Genomic DNA, 20,394 nt, shown 5'->3' on the forward strand with positions numbered 1-20,394 from the left:
AACGTTTCGGTGTTTTTCTATGGGTAAATGAAAAATATTTTTGGAGGTTGAGAACCATGGGAATGACAATGACGCAAAAAATTCTGGCGGCAAAATCAGGTCTTGCAAAAGTTGCACCGGGGCAGCTGATACAGGCTTCGCTGGATCTAGTTCTGGGAAATGACATCACCAGTCCCGTGGCAATCAATGAGTTTGAAAAAGCCAAAGCCACCCGGGTATTTCATCCGGATAAAATCGCACTGGTGCTGGATCATTTCACACCCAACAAAGACATTCAGGCGGCGGAACAGTGCCGTCAGACCCGAAATTTTGCCGACAAATATTCTATCGCCAACTTTTTTGATGTGGGCCAAATGGGCATCGAACACGCCCTTTTGCCGGAACAAGGATTGGTCGGCCCGGGTGACTGCATCATCGGTGCCGACTCTCACACCTGTACTTATGGCGCTTTGGGCGCTTTTTCCACCGGAGTCGGTTCCACCGACATGGCCGCCGGTATGATTACGGGAAAAGCCTGGTTTAAAGTACCCGGCGCTATTCGTGTCATTCTGACCGGAAAGCCGCAAAAATGGATTTCCGGAAAGGATGTCATCCTGCACCTGATTGGGCAAATCGGGGTTGACGGCGCTTTGTATCAATCTTTGGAATTTACCGGAGAAGGCATCGCATCCCTTTCCATCGACGATCGCCTGTGCATTGCCAACATGGCAATTGAAGCCGGTGCAAAAAACGGCATTTTCCCTGTGGATGAAATCACTTTGGCCTACTGCAACAATCGGTTCCAACGCGAGCCGGTTATCTATACAGCTGATGAAGATGCCCATTATGAGCGAGAGATCACCATCGATCTTTCTTCCCTGCGCCCCACAGTGGCATTCCCGCATCTGCCTGAAAACACCCGAATCATTGATGAAGCAGGCACCGTTCCCATCGATCAGGCAGTAATCGGCTCCTGCACCAACGGACGCATCGAAGATTTGCGAATTGCGGCCAAAATCCTCAAGGGGAAAAAAATCCACAAACGGGTTCGCTGCATTATTATTCCCGGCACTCAGGCCATTTACCTGCAAGCATTGCGAGAAGGTTTGGCAGAAATTTTTGTGGAAGCCGGCGCAGTTTTTTCCACCCCCACCTGCGGCCCCTGTCTGGGCGGCCACATGGGCATTTTAGGGAAGGGCGAGCGGGCAGTTTCTACCACCAACCGGAATTTTGTGGGCAGAATGGGACACATTGAATCTGAAGTTTACCTGTCCAGCCCTGCGGTGGCAGCAGCCAGCGCGATTACCGGGCAGTTGACCGATCCAGAAATTCTGGCACAGTAAGGAGGGAAACCCTATGAACGCACACGGAAGGGTACACAAATACGGCGATAATGTGGATACGGATGTGATTATTCCGGCTCGATACCTGAACACCTCTTCCCCTGAGCAGCTGGCAAAGTACTGCATGACTGATATTGACCCGGATTTTGTTCACCGGGCAAAAACTGGGGACATTATGGTGGCAAACAAAAACTTTGGATGCGGTTCCTCGCGGGAACACGCCCCCATCGCCATCAAAGCCAGCGGAATTTCCTGTGTGATAGCCGCTACCTTCGCACGGATTTTTTACCGGAACGCCATTAATATCGGGCTTGCCATTTTAGAATGTGAAGATGCCGCTCGAGAGATTCAGGCAGGGGATGAAATCAATGTGGATTTTTCCACCGGCATTATCCAGAATTTAACCGCCGGAAAAACCTATCAGGCTCAGCCTTTTCCTCCCTTTATACAAAATATTATCACCAAGGGCGGGCTTTTGAACAGCATCGTTGGCAGCGAAACTTCCACCAATCCATAACAGATAGAAAAAGAGGGCATTCCTTTTGGGGAATACCCTCTTTCTCTAACCAAATTTCTATAGTGAGATCTTATTAGCAATGATTAAAAACAAGCTTATGTTATTTTGTGCGAGCCATCTCCGGCTCTTTGCTCGTTGTCAGTTCCTGACGTGCCCGGCCTTGAGGCAAGGGGCCGCCGGGAGTGTACCACTTGAATTTATAGCCGATCGCTAAAATGACAATGGTGGTTAAAATACATGCCCAACCCAAAACATAGCTGCTAATCAGCGGGAATAAGCCGATAAAGATAGGCGGAGCCACTGTCAAAAATGTAATAATCGGACGAGAAATCAAGTTCGCAAAACCGGTGTCTTCAATGGCATAGGCTTTTTGATCCGGGTCTACAATGCGTTCCAGCAGAATTCCGGTTGCCAGCACGCCGCATGCCTGGCCCCAAACCATCAGGTTGCGTTCAAACCAATCTTTTGGGGATGTATATCCGCCAATGAAGATAAACCAAACCCAGTTTAGAATAAAGGCAGCTACAATGGTAACCAAAAGCGGAACCGCATATTTCAGCACCACATCGATACTGATAGAGCCCAGCGCCGAAACAATCAGGAAATCGGTGGATGTGCCGCTGATGCGGCTGATGGTGGCTTTATCCACATAGCGGGTACCCTTTGTCTTTTTCAGTACAAACTGTACCACATAACCCATAATCAAAGCGGTGCAGAATACGGGGATATCAAATCCGGTAAACATGTCGATATATTTGGTCATCAAATAGCCCAAATAGCCCGCCAGCAAAACAATGGATAAGTGGAATGCCAAAGAGTCCAAGCTGATGCCCGAAACAGTAATTCTTCCGGCCTTTTTCTGATTTTCCGGCGGAATCATACCGGTCAGCATTTCTTCCGGCAGATCTTTAGGGGAAGTAACATAATTGGTGTACCCCTTGCGCGCACCCCAATTGATAATAACAATACCAAAAATAATACCAAAGATAATACCCACCGAACAAAGGGTATATCCAACAACGGTGCCGTCAGCCCAGCCAACGTTTTCCAAAGCGCCGCCTACAGCAGAAGCGGTGCCGGGGCCACCAAAGAAACAGGTAGCCAGCATCAGGCCAAACCCTTCGTGCAGGCCGGGATAGAAGATTCGCAGCACATACATGGTCAAAAGAATTCCAACGCCATACTGCAAAACGGCAATTCCCATCGTATTGATCGTCATGCCCCACATCATTTTGGAACGTTCGCCATTCTTTTCGGCTTTTCCGTCCTGTTCGTCATCTTCATCAATAGGAGAAGCGGCGAAGATAACCGCAACCAGCACTGCGGCATAAACCGGCAGCTGTTTGGAAAAAGGAATCCAGCCCAATCCGTTGGGACCAAAAGCAAACGCTAAAATACCAGCCAGCAAAGAGGCCGGAATAAACAGCTTTTGAAAAACCGGGATCTTCGCGCGCATAAGCTGCCCGACCACAAGTAATATCCCGATCCAGCTGACATCAACAAATACATCCCATAAAGTCATACAAAAAAACCCTCCAAAATTTCAGGTATTATTCTTGATAGTAAGGAAGCTGCTCATCAAAACGTTTTTTGTCGTTTCGATACCAGGCAACCAGGTGATCGATGGTGTTGATCGCCTTATTCCGTGCCGCCACATCGGAATTAAATGCTTGATGGGGCTGCACATACACGTTACCGGTGCGGTTAATGGCATGATCCAGCAAAACCTTAGCCGCAATGCGATCTTCTTCCCTCCAGTTGGCTTGTCCGTTCAGTGCCTTTTCAAAGCCTTCCTCATCGCTGAAAACATCCAGCCCGATTCCAACGATTTTACCGCTGTTGTAAAGATCCAGCAAAGTGGATTCCGGGGCAATGTCGCCGCGGGTCACATTGACAAACACAAACTCCTTCTCAAAAGAAGTCAAATACTTTTTGGAGAAATAATTCACGTTATACAGGCGGCTTTTGGATGAACGGGTCAAATTCATGGCGCAAACCACAATGTCACTGGTGCGTGCCGCTTCTTCTTTGCTGACAAAGTGCACACTGTCGCCATACTGTTTTTTCAGCTCGTCCTCACGAATATCAACCGCCTGAACGTTCAGCCCATTTCCCGCCAACAAATCATAAATTCTTTTGCCGATTTTCCCCACACCAAACACGGTAGCAGTTCGATCCTCCACAAACTCCATAAAGGATTTCGCTTTGTTGCGCTCAAAGGTCATGGTGTTCATTGTATAGTGGTTTAAAAATCCGGCGCTGGCATGAACCAGCTTGACTGCTGTTTGAGCCACCGAATTGACACAGTATTCCCGCAGGGATGTAATATTCAAAACGTCTGCATACTGCTCAAAGTGATCGTACCCGGCACTTCTGGTAACAACGCTTTTTCTGCCGCTGTTTATGTATTCCTGAGGAAGAACAGAATGGGTTTTCGTTGTAATTAAATCCGGCAAAACCAAACTGGGGTTGGCCTGAAGATAATCCTGCAGGTTGTCGGGTGTAATCAGATAGTTTAAATCTGCGGGCAGCTTCCCCGCCTGAATCGCTTCTTTTGTCCTTTCTTCTAAATGTGCCGCCTCGGCGCCAAGTGCTTCAAAATGAATCACATCATACTTTTCCACAAAAAAACCTCCCATAGATATGTCTTTGCCTGCACCGCAATCTTTTAAAATCCGGTGATGATATTTTCAAATGTTATGGCACTGCATCCCGGCAATGCGCCATAACAGCCCAACCACCCCCTGCGACAAACAATTTTATACAAAGTAAAAAAGCCATAAAGAAATCTCTGTCTATCTCACTTAAAACCTTCGTACAAAATAAAACAGACAAAGAATTGCTTCACTGAATTAAAAGGAAACACACCGGATAAACCGTTTAAAACTAAGCTAAAATATTGTTGGATGTTCTTATAAATAAATCGTATTTAAAAACAACAAATTATAAATAAATTCTAATATTTTCTTTATAAAAGGAACGTTAGTTTATTTTTTAACATCAACGCCTCCTCTCGTTAGAAGAAAAGCCGCCTGTCTTTTGCATCACAGATTTATCTGGATTCTTTTAAGGGTTAAATGTAGCGGTTGGAGGAAGAATAGCTTTCTCCAAACATGTTTTCAATCTGATGGATTTCGCTGTCACTGAAACGCCGAATTCCCCGCATTTTATCGGTTAAATTTTGAGGCCAGATTCCAATATGCCTGGCAACCGATCTCAATTCCACATTTTTCACAATGGACTGTGTTTTAATCCATATCCCCATCGGGGTTAACGGGCGCTGATTTCGTTTTTTCATATGCCTCAACTCCTGTCTTTTTTTATCCCGTCGCAGCATTCGATTTCAATAGACGGCGGCTGCTTTGTGTGATATGATTGGTTTATATGACAACAAAGTTGATGAGTTCAGTATAATACGATATTTCTTATTAGTCAAGGGTAAAATACGATATTATGACGAAATAGTACGAAATGAGGTATTTTGTTGTATGAAAATGAGTGATTGGTATGTATGAAAGTCGAAAATTGTTAGAAAAAATACTGAAAGCAATTGATGAACAGGGGCTTACCGCAAAAGAGTGCTTAATAAAAAGCCAGGTAAACACCAGTTTCCTTTCAGATTGGAAAAACGGAAAGATAAAATCCCCACCTTTTGATAAGATATATCGTATAGCAAAGCAGCTGAACTTATCTTTAGATGAACTCACAGATGACTCCTGCAACAAAATAGAATCGGCACATAACGATTTATCAGAAAATGAATTGTTTCTATTGAATTTCTTTCGGGGTTTACCTCAATTAGAACAACGGATTATCATCGGAAAGGTTTCTGAGATGATTTATCTTAAAAAAAATCAGGAAATATCGAAAGAGGAAGAAACCGAGGTTTTATTGGATCTATGTCCTGACCCGAATTATACAAGCCAAATAAGAAATAGAAACAGGGATTAATTTTTTTTGGAATTATTTGGTTAGTGATAACCGATGCTTATTATTGTAAAAAGAAAAAAGTTGAATTTATAATGTTGGGTTGGTAAGCTTGCTGCAAACAGATCAAACACGATTGTAAATCAGCGGTATACGCAAAAAAACAATCGCCTCCTCTTTGGAAGCGATTGTTTTATCCTGCAATTTTAAGAACATTACAATAATCAGTTTTCAGCTCTCGAAACTCAATACAAAAAGGATGAGCACTATGGACGTACATCATGCAATTTTAAAACGCAGAAGCATCCGAAAATTCAGTGAGATAAAAATTTCAAAAGAAATCGTGGAACAAATCGTAACGGCTGGTTTGCTTTCCCCCTCTTCTAAGAACAGGCAGCCCTGGCGGTTTGTAATTGTGCAGGAAAGCGCAAAACCGGGCATGCTCAATGCAATGGCAGCCGGGCTGGAACGCGAAAAGAAGGGGAAATCTAATCTGCCGGGTTGCCGGCAATTTCTTTCCGGAGCCGAGCAGACCTTAAAGATCATGGAAACCGCCCCCACCACCGTATTTGTTATCAATCCGCTGAATCGGTGGGATTTTCTTCCCACTAATCTGGAAGAGCAGTTTTCTCAAATGGCCAACATTCAGTCAATTGGTGCTGCCATTGAAAACATGTTGCTCACCGCCACCTCTTTGGGGATTGGAACTTTATGGAACTGTGATATTTATTTTGCCTATCCCGAAATATGCCAATGGCTGAACACAGAAGAACAAGTGATTGCCGCTATCTCGATGGGGTATTCTATTGAGAACCCATCTCCCCGGCCGAGAAAGTCTTTAGAGGACACGTTGCAGTGGCTTATATAATCCGAAATGAAAAACACTGCAAAAAACTCATATTTTTACTGAATTGACATAAGAAGTCATGTGAAAATATGCAGGACAAAAAGTTTCAAACGCAAAACTGCCCCCTGATGCATTCAGGGGGCAGTTTCTTTCTATTCAGCTGGGAAACAGGAAAGACAAGAACAGCTTTACCTTGTGCTTATTCTTCCTGTCCACAGCATTTTTTATATTTTTTTCCGCTTCCGCAGGGGCAGGGATCGTTGCGGCCGATCCGTTTTTCAGCGTGAACGGGGCGTTTCGGCTCCGCTTCTTCGCCGGCCAGACCGGCAGATGTGGGTTTTGCCACCTCTTCCCGTTTGGGCTCTTCTCTGGTCTGCAAGCGCACAGTCAGCATCATGCGGGCTGTGTTTTCTCGAATCTGAGAAATCATGGCGTCAAACATGTCATAGCCTTCCATCCGGTATTCCACCACCGGATCCCGCTGTGCATAGGCACGCAAACGGATTCCTCGCTGCAATTCCTCCATGGCGTCAATATGATCCATCCAAAGAGCATCCACGTTCTTCAGCAGCACCACACGTTCCAGCTCCCGTACAATTTCGGGGCCAAAATCGTTCTCTCTTTCTTCATACATCCGGTTGGCAATTTTCAAAAGCTCGTTCTTTACATATTCCGGCTCCAAATCTTCTATCTCTTCCGGAGCAAAGTCCAAATCACTTTCCTGAATCAGCCAGCCCATGTAATGATCACGCAGTCCCTTGAAATCCCAGTCGTCACGCAGCTGATCTTCCGGCAAAAAGCGCTTTACGTTGGTATCAATGGCCTGCTCAATCATGGTAATAATCTGACCGCGGATATTTTCACCGTTGAGCACCTGATCCCGCTGCTTATAGATCACTTCACGCTGGCGGTTCAGAACATCGTCATACTGCAGCACGTTTTTACGAATGGCAAAGTTGCGTCCTTCCACCTTGCGCTGGGCACTTTCAATGGTCTTAGAGAGCATTCCCGCTTCAATGGGCATATCCTCTTCCACTTTTAAAGTGTTCATTAGGTTGGAAATCCGTTCGCCGCCAAACAAACGCATCAAATCGTCTTCCAAAGAAATATAGAACCGGCTTTTACCCGGGTCCCCCTGACGGCCGGCACGCCCGCGCAGCTGGTTATCAATCCGGCGGGATTCATGACGCTCGGTGCCAATGATATAAAGGCCGCCCAACGCACGAACCTCTTCGGCTACGGGTTTAATCTGCGCCTTATATTTGTCATTCAGCTCCACAAAAACTCGGCGGGCCTCTAAAATCTCAGGATCCTGCGTATCGGAATAGGCAGTGGATTCGCTAATTAGCGCTTCGCTGAACTGCATGCGGCGCATTTCGAATTTAGCCATATACTCGGCGTTACCGCCCAGCATAATATCGGTACCACGGCCGGCCATGTTGGTTGCAATGGTAACAGCGCCCTTATGACCTGCCTGTGCCACGATTTCCGCTTCTTTTTCGTGATGCTTTGCGTTCAGCACTTCATGCTTAACACCCCGGCGCTTGAGCATGGCGCTAAGGATTTCAGAACGTTCAATCGAAATAGTACCAACCAGAACCGGCTGGCCCTTTTTATAATGCTCTTCTACATCCTCAATGACCGCTTCAAATTTGGCTTTTTCCGTCTTATAAACCACATCTGCCAAATCCTCACGCAGCAGAGAACGGTTGGTGGGAATTTCCACCACGTCCAGCTTATAAATCTCTCGGAATTCTTCTTCCTCTGTCATAGCGGTACCGGTCATACCCGAAAGCTTGGTGTAAAGCCGGAAATAGTTCTGGAATGTGATGGTCGCCAGCGTTTTGCTTTCGCGGGCAACTTCTACGCCTTCTTTGGCCTCAATGGCTTGATGCAACCCTTCGTTATAGCGACGGCCATACATTAAACGGCCGGTAAATTCATCTACAATAACAACTTCGCCGTCTTTAACCACATAATCAATATCATTGCGCATAACGCCGTTGGCTTTAATTGCCTGATTGATATGGTGCTGAACAGTCAGGTTCTCTGCATCGGTTAAATTTTCAATCTGGAAGAACTGTTCTGCTCTTTTCACACCGGAAGGAGTCAGAGTTGCCGTCTTCAGCTTTTCATTGACCACATAATCATATTCGCTGTACAGCTCGTCATTATCTTCTTTTTCATCCAGCTCGGCCACCCGAATCATTTTCAGCCGTTTTGCGAAATTATCCGCTAATCCGTACAGCTCGGTGGACTTGTCCCCCTGGCCAGAAATAATCAGCGGGGTACGAGCCTCATCAATCAAGATGGAATCCACTTCGTCCACGATGGCAAAGTTGTGTCCGCGCTGCACCTTGTTCTCTTTATAAATCACCATATTATCGCGCAGATAATCAAAGCCCATTTCATTGTTGGTACCATAGGTAATATCCGCCTCATAAGCGGCTTTTCTCAAAGAGTTGTCCAAATCATGCACAATCAGGCCGACGGAAAGCCCCAAAAAACGGTAAACCTTCCCCATCCATTCAGAGTCACGGCGTGCCAGATAATCGTTGACGGTAACCACATGAACACCCTTACCAGACAGCGCGTTCAGATAAGCAGGCAGGGTCGCCACCAAAGTTTTACCTTCACCGGTTTTCATTTCGCTGATCCGTCCCTGATGAAGCACAATTCCACCGATGATCTGAACCGGGAAATGGCGCATCTCCAGAATCCGGGCAGAAGCTTCCCGGCAAACGGCAAACGCATCGGGCAGGATATCGTCCAGCGTTTCACCCGCCGCCAGCCTTTCTTTCAGAGCCGGAGTCTGCGCCTTCAGCTCTGCGTCCGACATGGATTTGTACTTCTCCTCCAACGCCAGAACCGCATCGCAAATGGGCTGAATGCGTTTCAGCTCGCGTTTGCTATAGTTACCAAAAAACTTGGCCAAAATATTCATCGTTTTCACCTCAAAACAAATTAAAACGAAACAGCACCGGTTTCGTCTAAGTACCGTCATACATATACGTTTATGATTATAACACAGCGCTGTGTAAAAAAAAAGAAGTTTGTGTTAACAAAAGATTCCTGTCTGTCGCAGATTGCCGTTACACTGTCATTCCCGGCGGATTATCCCGATTGGATATCACGTTCCCCAATCTAATTTTGCACAAAGAAACGCAAGGGTGAAAAAGGCCGCGTGCTTACCAGTTAAGCATCCTGTTCATTGGTTTTCTTTTCGCAAAATCAATCGGATTTTTTGAATTCTTGCGCTCTCGCTCTTCTTTTTGCGCCAAATGTTAGAAAGACCTAACCCTATCAAAGTAAATGTAACATAAAAACCCCAAAAGAACCAGAAATAACTGCTTTGAAACAACCGCCAAATGCTCCAGCTTTGGCTCGTGGCCGCAGCAACAATCAGATCTATTCCCAATTGAACTGTAAAAATATTAGCTACAATCGATATCTGTTTTTTCAAAAATCGGTTCAACGATCATCATCCCCCATCTTTTGCTAAAAATTCCATTTCAATATCATATGGTACCGTTCATTTCAAAGAGAAAGAAGCATTTCCTCTTTCTTTATAAAACAGTTTCGTATCTTTCGTATTTTATTTCTGTTTTCGCTTTGAACTACTTTCGTAAACAGAATGAAACACCACTAAATATCACATTCACAGCAATGCAATAAATAATGGTTGTTTTAATTGTTTTCTTTTTCACTTTTTCCAGTGTTTTCTTATTATAACACGAAGATCCAAGATATGTAATATCATTGCATAAAAATATATCAAATAAAGAACATTTTCATTTCTGATTCACTCACTTTTCCTGCGCCTAACCCATTAAAAGGATGCTATCTCGCTGTTATAATGTATTTCTGCCGAACGATTCGGCTCTCAGCCTTTTTCTTGCCCCGCCTCTGATTCAATTGCCTGATGGTGTAATCCATGGAGAATTCTTTCAAAACATCAGCTACCCCTTACTCCATTTCAACATCCGCAAAAGAGATTCCATCGGCACTTCGCTCTCTTATTTATTCTATGCTTTTTCTGACCCACACATTTCTTGAATTTCACCTTTTGGGGTATCAGTGCAAACGAACGCACTGTTCCCAGGAATATCAACGCTAAATAATAAGTCCATGCAAAAACCAGCCGAAATCCGCGGTATCCACACGGATTTCGGCTGGTTTCACCTCTGGATAGTGCTATTGAAATATCCGGTAGAGAGAACCGCCGGCCATCACCAGAAAAAGAATGATATACCATAATAATTCATGGCTCTCTTCTTTTGACCTTTCTTCTTTGCAAACGTGCCAGATAACCCCCAGAAAAACAAGTGTAATCACACTAAAAAGGATCTGGGGAGAATAGGCCAAAACCGGAATGTTCGGAAAGAAAATCACCGCACTGCAAAAAAGGAACAGAAAAACCCACAGTTTATAAATGCCTCTTTTTTCCATGATTTCCTGCTGAATTGCCAGCCAGTATTGTTTATTCATAACAAACTCCCCCACATATTTAAGATCGGCATGCAGCGGTGTCAAAAGCAGTTCTTTTCCTTTCGTGAGAAAGAACTTTTTACTAATTCATATTATGAACCAAATGTTTATCAATGTCTATCCTTTTTTGTTTTTTGTTTTTACAGTCAGATTTTTAAAACAGTAAAAAATTTAAGAGTTTTGTATCAACAAAAAGCCCAGAGCAAAATTCTGCTCCGGGCTTTGCATTGCTTATTTATCAAACATATCTTTAATCTTGTCAAAAAAAGTTTTCCGCTTTTGATAGTTCCGCTGTTCATCACCCGCACCATCAAATTCCAACAGCAGTTCTTTCTGCTTTTGAGAAAGATTCTTTGGCACTTCAATGGTTACACGCACATACTGGTCACCGCGTCCGCGTCCGTTGAGATTGGGAATCCCCTTGCCGCGCAGCTTAAACACATCCCCGGGCTGCGTGCCGTCATGTACCTGATAGCTCACCTGACCATCCAGTGTGGGAACAACCACCTCAGCACCCAGTGCTGCCTGAGTAAAGGTGATGGGCATTTCGCACCACACATCGTTGCCCCGGCGCTCAAAAATGGGGTGAGGACGCACGCTCACATAAACATGCAAGTCGCCGGAAGGCCCGCCGTTGACACCGGAATCTCCCTGACCGCCCACATTCAGCACCTGACCGTCATCAATTCCAGCCGGGACGGCAATTTCTAGATTTTTTACCTTTTTCACGCGTCCGGAGCCACTGCACGCATGACACGGTTTTTCCACAACTTTCCCCTTGCCGCCGCATTTGTCGCAGCTTCGGGTTGTCTGCACCACACCAAACGGTGTGCGCTGATTGACCCGAACCTGGCCCGTGCCGCTGCACTGAGAGCAAGTTTTTACATCGGTCCCGGTTTCTGCGCCGGTGCCGCTGCAAACCTGGCAAGACTCTACCCTTTGATAAGACACCTGCTTTTTGCAGCCTTTGGCCGCTTCTTCAAAAGAAATAGCCACTGACGCCTGCGCATCGCGCCCACGCCGGGGGGCATTGGGGTTTGCATTGCGCCCCACGCCGAAGCCACCGAAAAAGCTGTTAAAAATATCGCCCAAATCAATGTCGCCATCAAAGGGGCTTCCCCCAGGGCCTCCGCCGAAATTGGGGTCCACACCCGCATGACCAAACTGATCATACCGTGCCTTTTTCTCGTTATCCGACAAAACCTCATAAGCCTCGTTGACTTCTTTAAATTTCGCTTCCGCGGTTTTGTCCCCGGGGTTTAAGTCGGGATGATATTGTTTCGCCAATTTGCGGTAAGCTTTTTTAATCTCGTCATCCGAGGCATTCTTGGGTACGCCCATTACCTCATAATAATCCCTTTTCTCCGCCAAACCAAGTCACTCCCACATTGGTATGGCAAAGCAGAAAATTCAGCTTCTGCTTTGCCTGTGTTTTACTGCTTTTTATCTGTGCGGCCTGTGCCGCTTCAAGGATGAAGCAAAGGGCGGCCAAAGCCACCCTTCACATAATTGTTGTTCCGGCACTGCCAGTTTCCCGGTCTTATCCTATGCACCCAACCAAATCGCTGTGACCGCCCTTGGGCTGCACAAAGATGCCGGGAATATCTGGTTTTACCAAATAACTGCATGGTAAACAAGAAATCAAAACCGCTTGGCTTTTGTCTGCGCCGTATCGAGAAGCCATTCCGGCTCAACAACGGCGGCTATGATTCAATGTTCTCCCAATCGTTCAAAGCTCTGCTTTGGCTTACGCCGTGAGGTTATTATAACACACAACCCACCGATTTGAAAACACTGGAAATTATTTCTGGCTATCGTCTACATCCTTAAAATCTGCATCATAAACGGTCTGGCCATTGTCAGCGGGGCCTGCCGGCTCACCGTCTGCACCCTGCACCGGAACCTCGCCCTGCGGCGCATTGGCCTTATAGAGCTTTTCCGATACTGCATACAGGGATTTCTGCACATCTTCGGTCTTGAGCTTAATTTCATCCGCAGATGCGGTAGAAAGCATGCCCTTCAGCTCTGCAACCTTCTGGTTCAGCTCGGTTTTATCGACCTCTTCCAGCTTGTCGCCGCTGTCAGTAATCAGTTTTTCTACGGAATAGCACAGGTTCTCAGCCTCGTTCTTAGTATCTACTTCTTCACGACGCTTTTTATCCTCAGCTGCAAACTGCTCTGCTTCCTTTATGGCCTTGTCAATATCATCCTTGTTCATATTGGTACTGGAAGTAATGGTGATATGCTGTTCTTTTCCGGTTCCCAAATCTTTCGCAGAAACATTTACGATACCGTTGGCATCCAAATCAAAGGTAACCTCAATCTGGGGAATTCCACGGGGAGCAGGAGCAATGCCGTCCAGTTTAAACAGACCCAGCTGCTTGTTGTCTCGAGCGAATTCACGTTCTCCCTGCAGCACGTTGACTTCTACCTGAGTCTGGCCATCGGCAGCCGTAGAGAAAATCTGGCTCTTTTTGGTGGGGATTGTGGTATTGCGCTCAATGATTTTCGTCATGACGCCGCCCATGGTTTCCACTCCCAAAGAAAGGGGAGTGACATCCAGCAGCAAGAGCCCTTGAACTTCGCCGCCCAGAACGCCGGCCTGCAAAGCAGCACCCATGGCCACACACTCATCGGGGTTAATGCCCTTAAAGGGATCTTTTCCGGTCAGGTTTTTCACTGCTTCCTGTACCGCAGGAATTCTGGAAGAACCGCCAACCATCAAAACCTTGTTGATTTCAGAAATCTGAAGTCCAGAATCCTGCAATGCCTGACGCACCGGGCCCATGGTCTTTTCTACCAGATCCGCAGTCAGCTCGTTGAACTTAGCACGGGTCAAAGTCAGATCCAAATGCTTGGGGCCTGTGGCATCTGCGGTAATAAAGGGCAGGTTAATGGAAGCAGAAGTCATACCGGACAGTTCAATTTTTGCTTTTTCAGCAGCTTCTTTCAAGCGCTGAACCGCCATTTTATCACTGCTCAAATCGATGCCGTTTTCCTTTTTAAAGGAATCCACCATCCAGTCCATCACACGTTTGTCAAAGTCATCGCCGCCCAAGCGGTTGTTACCGGCAGTCGCCAGAACTTCCTGTACGCCATCGCCCATTTCGATAATGGAAACGTCGAAGGTACCGCCGCCCAAATCATATACCATTACTTTCTGGTCGTTGCCCTTGTCAATGCCATAAGACAAAGCCGCGGCAGTGGGTTCGTTGATGATTCTTTTTACATCCAAGCCGGCAATCTTTCCGGCATCCTTGGTTGCCTGACGCTGTGCGTCAGTAAAGTAAGCAGGCACGGTAATTACGGCGGAGGTAACAGGCTCGCCCAAATAAGCTTCCGCGTCTGCTTTCAACTTTTGCAGAATCATCGCGGAAATTTCCTGAGGAGTATAGCTTTTTCCGTCAATATTTACTTTGTAAGGGGTACCCATCTCTCTTTTAATCGAAGAAATGGTGCGGTCGGGGTTGGTGATGGCCTGACGTTTTGCCACCTGGCCCACCATGCGCTCACCGGTTTTAGAGAATGCCACAACAGAAGGTGTGGTGCGCGCGCCTTCCGCATTTGAAATGACGACCGATTCGCCGCCTTCAATGACTGCTACGCAGGAGTTGGTCGTTCCTAAGTCAATGCCAATTGTTTTTGCCATACTATTACCTCCAAAAAATCAGGTTATCAAATTAAATTTGAATCAGTTTTATTAAAACGATATCGGAACCGCAGTTCCGGAAATGAAGCATTTACAGCCGAATCATCAGTTTGCTACCTGCACGATAGCATATCGGACAATTCGATCCCCAATGCGGTACCCCTTTTGCAGAACTTCAGCCACCACATTTTCGCCCAGCTTCTCATTTTCAATATGAGAAACTGCATTGTGCAGCTCCGGGTTAAAGGCTTCGCCTTCCTGGCCAATGATCGCCACACCCATTTTGGTAAGCACGTCGTTCATTTGACCATAGACCATTTCCACGCCCTTGTGCAAATCCTCCACAGTGCCGCCCTGCTGTGCCAAAGCACGCTCCAGATTATCACAGATCGGCAAAAACTTCTCAATGGCATCTGCTGTTGCGTCGGTGTAAACCATGGTTCTTTCCCGCTCGGTTCTCTTGCGGTAATTATCATACTCCGCGGCAGTTCGCAGCAACAAATCTTTCTGTTTTAAAAGTTCCGCGTTGGTCTGTTCCAACTGCGCTTTCAGCTCCTGCAGCAAAGAATCTGCCGGTTCGTTCCCCGGCGCTTCTGAGCAGCTTGCTGTTTCCGGCTGGTTCACGACCTGTTTTTCTTTTTCCTTCACGGCATTTTCTTCTTGTGCCGCCTGGTTCGCCGCCTGTTGTGCGGCATCCTGTTTGCTCAAGGCTATGCCCCTTTCTGCTGCCACAAAGCGGCAGCCTGTAATGCTATTTAAAGTTTTTTGGTTTTAAAACTATTCTTCCTGACGCAGCTCTGTCAGCCGCCTGCCAACCGTGCGAGATAAATACTCCATCTTGGCAATCAGGCCTGCATAGTCCATTCGGGTGGGGCCAATCAGGCCAATGGCTCCGGCCTTTTCCCCGTCAATGGCATATTGGGCAATAATAATACTGGAATCCCTCAGTTCCGGATGATGGGTTTCTTCCCCAATCATCACCCGAACCTCTTGCTGAGGCTGCAGCAAAAGCTGCGCTAAATCCTGCGGCCGCTCTAAAAAATCCATAACGCGCCGGGCATTTCCGCGCTCAAACTCCGGATGAAACAAAAGGTTCATCTGCCCGTTGAGGCGCACCTCCGTCTCTACAGATTCCTGTGCCGCTTCCAGCAGTGCCATCAGCGCTGAAGACATCAATACGGTCAGTTCACCCAAAGAAGCCGCCAAAGTTTGAATAAAAGCGGGGGTAACAGCAGCCACCGGCACACCGGCCAGTTTTTCATTGAGTACCCGGAAAAACACACGCAGAATTTCTGGTGACAAATCAAATTCGCACCGGAACACCTGATGATTCATGGTGCCCGCAGATGTCAGCAAAATCAGCATGGCGGTTCGCCGGCTGGTCTGCACAAACTGCAAAGCACGAATATCTGCCTTTCGGCCGGAAGGCGCCGTGGAAACCGCGGCAAAGCGGGTCAAACCCGCTAACACCTGCGACACTCCTTCCAGCAGCTTCTGCTGATCATAAGCGCTGGAAAACAGCAGACCGTCCAGATACCGCTGCTCTTCCTCTGAAATCGGTCTTCGATTCATGATTCGGTCAATATAAAGCCGATATCCTTTTTGAGAGGGAATTCTTCCTGAAGAGGTATGGGGCTGCTCCAGCAATCCAATCTCCACAAGATCGGCCATTTCATTTCTTACGGTGGCAGAGGAAACACCCAGATCGGCAGCCAGAACCTTGGAACCCACCGGCTCACCGGTTTTTACATAAGCGTCCACAATTGCCGCCAGAACCCTTAGTTTTCTTTCGCTTAGCTCCATTCCTCTCACCTCGATTTAGATTTTAGCACTCTATTGGTTTGAGTGCTAACTCCTATTACTTAATTTATCATTCCTACCCGCTGTTGTCAAGATTTCAAATGTAAATTAATTATTAATGTGTGCCGGAACAACCGAAAAATTCCTTTTTACGGAAAAGAGAAAAGGCTCTTTTTCTTCTCATTCTTTTCCGCGAAAATCCCCTGATTCACAAACCTTTTTCAGGCGAATCAGGGGATCTTTTAATTTTATCAAACCAGCAAAACTCATTTCCTCTTTTCAAATAAAAGAGAATTTTTTATCCGATGGCTTAAATTAAAACAATTGCCATAGCAATAGCCAAAAAGCAGGTGGCCGTCCATTTGCAAACGCTCATAACCCGATCCTGTTTCCACAGAACTCTTTCCTCCCGATGGGTTTTATTTTCCCGCAGGCGAAGAACAGAATGGTAAAAAATTGCGCTTACCCCCACTAGCATTGCCGCTCCACCCAAAAGATAGAACAGAGGATCGTTCTGGCGCGCCGAAGCAATCGCCACCAAGGCAACTAAAATTGCCTCAAACACAAACAAAAGACCAATAATCCGCCATGTCCGAATGGACTTTTCATTCTGCATAAGATGACCTCCTGTATCAAATCCCACTGCCGCCCCGAAAAAAGCCGTCTCTTTTTTAAGGAACGTGCCGTTCACTGTGGTATCAGCGAACCCCAGAAGCACGGGCATTGTGGACGATACAAGTTTTTCCCATAAATCCATAAAAATTCCCATATCATCCCGATTTGCAGAATATGATCTTACGCTTTTCTTGGTCGAGAGCCCGGTTAGAGCAGTCCGGCTGTTTTATAAAAGCGTTCGGCACCGGGATGCAAAGGCACCGGAAGGTCTTTTGTAACAAAATCCGTGTCCTTCATCCTGTCCATAGAATAATGAAGGTCATCTAAATCATCCACCGATTTGCGCAGAATGCTGGTGATGGTATACACCAGTTCCTCATCCATATCCACATTGACGCACAATACGGTCTTCACACCAAAGGTTGCCACATCTTCCGTTTGCCCGGGGTAAGTACCGGCAGGGATCACGGCCTTGATATACTGCCCGTTGTCGCCCAGAATTTCATTGATCTCTTCATCTGTATAACTGAGCAAGCGGCAGGGAACCTGCTGCGCCAGATCCCGCATGCTCTTGACGGGAATGCCCGCCAACCCGTGAACAGCATCTAACGTTCCTTCTTTCAGCGCTCTGCTGCCCGAGCCAATCCCATAGTTTTGCAGCTGGGTATTTTCCGAATTGATTCCAACCACCTGCAATGCAATTCGGGCAGAAAGATCGGTTGTGGATTCTTCCGGCCCCACGGCGACCCGTTTCCCCAGCAAATCGTGCACATAAACAGCGCCCAAGGTGTCTTTGGCAATCCAATTGGAATAGCTGAAATAGACTGCGCCCACCGCCCTTAAATTTTCCATGGGCTGCCCCACAAATTCATCCATGCCCCGATAAGCGCAGTACGCCACATCTGCGCTGACCAGACCCAAATCAATTTGCCCATTCTTAAGCCCCTGCACATTGACAAGGGAACCGTTGGAAGCCCGAATATTAATTTTCATTTCAGGCACCGATTCATTGATAACCTGTGCAATTGCCCTGCCCACCGGATACATGGTGCCGCCGCTGTCCGCAGTACCGATCGTCAACACCTGAATGGGCTGCTCCTGTGATGAAACAGCATCCGACAAGTTGTTCTCGGTGGTTTGACACCCCGAGGCTATCAGACACAAAGTGCAAATGGCCGCAACTCTGCTTTTAAAATAGCCGCCCATTTTCATTGACATCACCCTCCTTTAAAAACAGCAAGGCTGAAAAAGCAAGCTCTTGCTGTTATTTGCTTTAGACTATTATCTCCTTGAAACGGCAGCCGCCGTCAAAAATGGTCCGCGCGCAAATAAAGACGATAGTTTTACTGTTTCAGCCATCACAATTTTATTTTCTCTGGCCACAAGGTTAACAATAACACAATGATAATAAAGTTTGCCCGGTTGTTCTGCAAGGCTGCACCAGCCTTCACAAACTGTGTTTTCTCGTGCTCTTTGTAATTCAGCCCCCGTTTTTCTATGTATGATGTCGTTCTGACAGCACCTGCACAAAAGATTTTTCTAATTTGAGCAGCAAAACCATATGGGCCAATGTTCATAATTACATTTTTTATGTACGGTAAGATTATTATAACACAAGAGCAAAAGCGATTTTTGCCTTTTCCCGCAGCAAAATCAAAGCATTCAAGCGATCAAAACTGTGTTTTCATACTCTTTCACACAAAAAAACTCAATTTTTATGATCTTGAAGCTATTATAACACGTCAGTTCCGGTATTTCTATGTATATTCACAAAAAGAAAAACAGATCTCCTTTCGGAGATCTGTCCCACCAAATTTCTATTGTTTGACCAGAGGCCGGTCAAATCCAAATGTATTGAAGAATAGGTATAAGCAATTTTAATTTACCAAAGGGATGCAACCCAAGGCGCGACCACCGTGCAGAAAATCGGATTGAAAATATCCAAAACAATCAGCGCAAAAGGTGTGAACACAACCCAAGCAACGTTGGCGGGGCCGTATTCAGAAATAACTGCGCGCATGTTTGCCATTGCGTTGGGGCCGGAACCAAGGCCGATACCCACGTGAGCAGCCGTCATAACAGCCGCATTGTAATCTTTGCCGCACAGATTGAAGGTAACAAAAGCAACCCACAACGCCATCAAAATAATCTGGCAAGCCAGAATGACAACGAACGGACCGGCCACAGAAGCCAGCTTTGTTACATCAATGGTCATCATAATCATTGCAATAAACAGATCCAGAGTAATCGATCCGAGAGCATCTACCTCGGCTTCCCGCACTTCATAGCTTGTCAAATCCAAAATGTTACGGATAATAACACCGCCCAGCATGCAGCCGACAAAATAGGGGAATTCAATCGCCGGAATCATCCCTGCAGCAAGGGCGATATAAGAACCAAGGCCAGCAGAAATAATAACCAGGGCAACACTTCCCATCATGCTCTTTGCATTCAGGGGTAATGCATTCTCTCCGCCCTGCTTGCTGGCATCCACTTCTTCTACGTTTGCAGACAGCTTGTGGCGCTTAATCAGCCAACGGGAAACCGGTCCGCCCACCAGGCTGGCGAAAATCATACCAAAGGTTGCGCCCATAACACTGATAACAACCGCATTGGTAGCACCCAGCTCCTCATACAGGGGAGCAATCGCGCCTGCGGTGCCTACGCCGCCCATCAAAGACAACGAGCCCAAACCAAGGCCCAACAGCGGGTGCAGGCCCAAAGGCTTTGTCAAAAGAATTCCCACAATGTTCTGAATTAAAATAGAACCAACTGTAGTGATGGTGATACCGAGAAGCAGTTTTCCGCCGGCATTCTTAATCAACTTATAAGAAGCGGTCAAACCAATCGCGGTAAAGAAGATATCCATAAAGAATTCTCTCAGTACCTTGATGTCAAAGTTCACAATCAGCACACCATTGTTTCTCAGCAAGGACAAAACGATGCTGACAATCAGTCCGCAGACGATAACGCCAGGAATACAGTAGGTTTGCAAGAATTTGCTGCGTTTTACCATCCAGCGCCCTAACAGAACAACCAGCGCCGCAATCGCACAGCTTTGCATTACGTCAAAAGTAACTTCTACCACAAAATCCTCTCCCTTATGTTTAAATATTCAAAAAATAAAATGGGGCCGCCGTCCCATTTTGGCCTGTGCTTGAATTCCAAAAACATCGAAAAGCATCTTGGAATTCTTTCATAAATTCACCTGTCTTTCTTCATGTGATTC

16 protein-coding genes are annotated in these 20,394 nt (G+C 46.4%); 4 read left to right on the forward strand and 12 right to left on the reverse strand.

Annotated features, from left to right (window positions below):
- Positions 1-56 precede the first annotated feature (56 nt).
- A complete protein-coding gene (leuC, locus tag C1A02_RS06260) occupies positions 57-1,322 on the forward strand; it encodes a 3-isopropylmalate dehydratase large subunit (protein ID WP_101697341.1) in 1,266 nt (421 codons plus the stop codon).
- A gap of 13 nt (positions 1,323-1,335) precedes the next feature.
- Positions 1,336-1,839, forward strand: coding sequence for a 3-isopropylmalate dehydratase small subunit (gene leuD / locus C1A02_RS06265; RefSeq protein WP_101697342.1), 504 nt, complete (start codon positions 1,336-1,338; stop codon positions 1,837-1,839).
- Positions 1,840-1,939: 100 nt separating this feature from the next.
- On the opposite strand, the gene C1A02_RS06270 is transcribed toward leuD, so the two are convergent.
- The 3 genes from C1A02_RS06270 to C1A02_RS06280 all read right to left on the reverse strand — a co-directional run bounded on the left by C1A02_RS06270 (position 1,940) and on the right by C1A02_RS06280 (position 5,137).
- Positions 1,940-3,361: a sodium/glutamate symporter gene (locus C1A02_RS06270; RefSeq protein ID WP_101697343.1), complete on the reverse strand. Its 1,422-nt coding sequence runs from the start codon at positions 3,359-3,361 to the stop codon at positions 1,940-1,942.
- 28 nt (positions 3,362-3,389) lie between these two features.
- The gene (locus C1A02_RS06275) at positions 3,390-4,463 is read right to left on the reverse strand and encodes an NAD(P)-dependent oxidoreductase (protein ID WP_243577934.1); all 1,074 of its coding nucleotides are present in this window, start codon (positions 4,461-4,463) and stop codon (positions 3,390-3,392) included.
- A gap of 449 nt (positions 4,464-4,912) precedes the next feature.
- A complete protein-coding gene (locus tag C1A02_RS06280; RefSeq protein ID WP_101697345.1) occupies positions 4,913-5,137 on the reverse strand; it encodes a hypothetical protein in 225 nt (74 codons plus the stop codon).
- A 209-nt stretch (positions 5,138-5,346) separates the two neighbouring features.
- Here C1A02_RS06280 and C1A02_RS06285 point away from each other — a divergent pair, with 209 nt between their 5' ends.
- On the forward strand, positions 5,347-5,790 hold the full coding sequence (locus C1A02_RS06285; protein ID WP_129588148.1) for a helix-turn-helix domain-containing protein: 444 nt from the start codon (positions 5,347-5,349) through the stop codon (positions 5,788-5,790).
- A gap of 244 nt (positions 5,791-6,034) precedes the next feature.
- Complete coding sequence (locus C1A02_RS06290) at positions 6,035-6,634, forward strand: nitroreductase family protein (RefSeq protein ID WP_101697346.1); 600 nt, start codon at positions 6,035-6,037, stop codon at positions 6,632-6,634.
- 178 nt (positions 6,635-6,812) lie between these two features.
- On the opposite strand, the gene secA is transcribed toward C1A02_RS06290, so the two are convergent.
- The 9 genes from secA to C1A02_RS06350 all read right to left on the reverse strand — a co-directional run bounded on the left by secA (position 6,813) and on the right by C1A02_RS06350 (position 20,253).
- The gene (gene secA / locus C1A02_RS06295; RefSeq protein WP_101697347.1) at positions 6,813-9,557 is read right to left on the reverse strand and encodes a preprotein translocase subunit SecA; all 2,745 of its coding nucleotides are present in this window, start codon (positions 9,555-9,557) and stop codon (positions 6,813-6,815) included.
- 1,250 nt (positions 9,558-10,807) lie between these two features.
- Entirely contained in the window at positions 10,808-11,101 is a 294-nt protein-coding gene (locus tag C1A02_RS06305) for a hypothetical protein (RefSeq protein ID WP_101697505.1), read from the reverse strand.
- A 231-nt stretch (positions 11,102-11,332) separates the two neighbouring features.
- The gene (gene dnaJ, locus C1A02_RS06310; RefSeq protein ID WP_101697349.1) at positions 11,333-12,472 is read right to left on the reverse strand and encodes a molecular chaperone DnaJ; all 1,140 of its coding nucleotides are present in this window, start codon (positions 12,470-12,472) and stop codon (positions 11,333-11,335) included.
- Between the two features lie 430 nt (positions 12,473-12,902).
- The gene (gene dnaK / locus C1A02_RS06315; protein ID WP_101697350.1) at positions 12,903-14,750 is read right to left on the reverse strand and encodes a molecular chaperone DnaK; all 1,848 of its coding nucleotides are present in this window, start codon (positions 14,748-14,750) and stop codon (positions 12,903-12,905) included.
- A 105-nt stretch (positions 14,751-14,855) separates the two neighbouring features.
- Positions 14,856-15,458, reverse strand: a complete 603-nt coding sequence (gene grpE, locus C1A02_RS06320) for a nucleotide exchange factor GrpE (RefSeq protein WP_101697351.1) — start codon at positions 15,456-15,458, stop codon at positions 14,856-14,858.
- Positions 15,459-15,527: 69 nt separating this feature from the next.
- On the reverse strand, positions 15,528-16,553 hold the full coding sequence (gene hrcA, locus C1A02_RS06325; RefSeq protein WP_101697352.1) for a heat-inducible transcriptional repressor HrcA: 1,026 nt from the start codon (positions 16,551-16,553) through the stop codon (positions 15,528-15,530).
- A 307-nt stretch (positions 16,554-16,860) separates the two neighbouring features.
- The gene (locus C1A02_RS06335) at positions 16,861-17,166 is read right to left on the reverse strand and encodes a hypothetical protein (protein WP_129588149.1); all 306 of its coding nucleotides are present in this window, start codon (positions 17,164-17,166) and stop codon (positions 16,861-16,863) included.
- A 206-nt stretch (positions 17,167-17,372) separates the two neighbouring features.
- The gene (locus C1A02_RS06340) at positions 17,373-18,377 is read right to left on the reverse strand and encodes a TAXI family TRAP transporter solute-binding subunit (RefSeq protein WP_164997158.1); all 1,005 of its coding nucleotides are present in this window, start codon (positions 18,375-18,377) and stop codon (positions 17,373-17,375) included.
- Positions 18,378-19,047: 670 nt separating this feature from the next.
- Positions 19,048-20,253 (reverse strand): sodium/glutamate symporter, encoded by a 1,206-nt coding sequence (locus C1A02_RS06350; protein WP_101697356.1) that lies wholly within the window; start codon positions 20,251-20,253, stop codon positions 19,048-19,050.
- Positions 20,254-20,394 lie beyond the last annotated feature (141 nt).

It is taken from the genome of Clostridium minihomine (genome assembly GCF_900240385.1).
GTDB classification, from domain to species: domain Bacteria; phylum Bacillota; class Clostridia; order Oscillospirales; family Acutalibacteraceae; genus Faecalispora; species Faecalispora minihomine.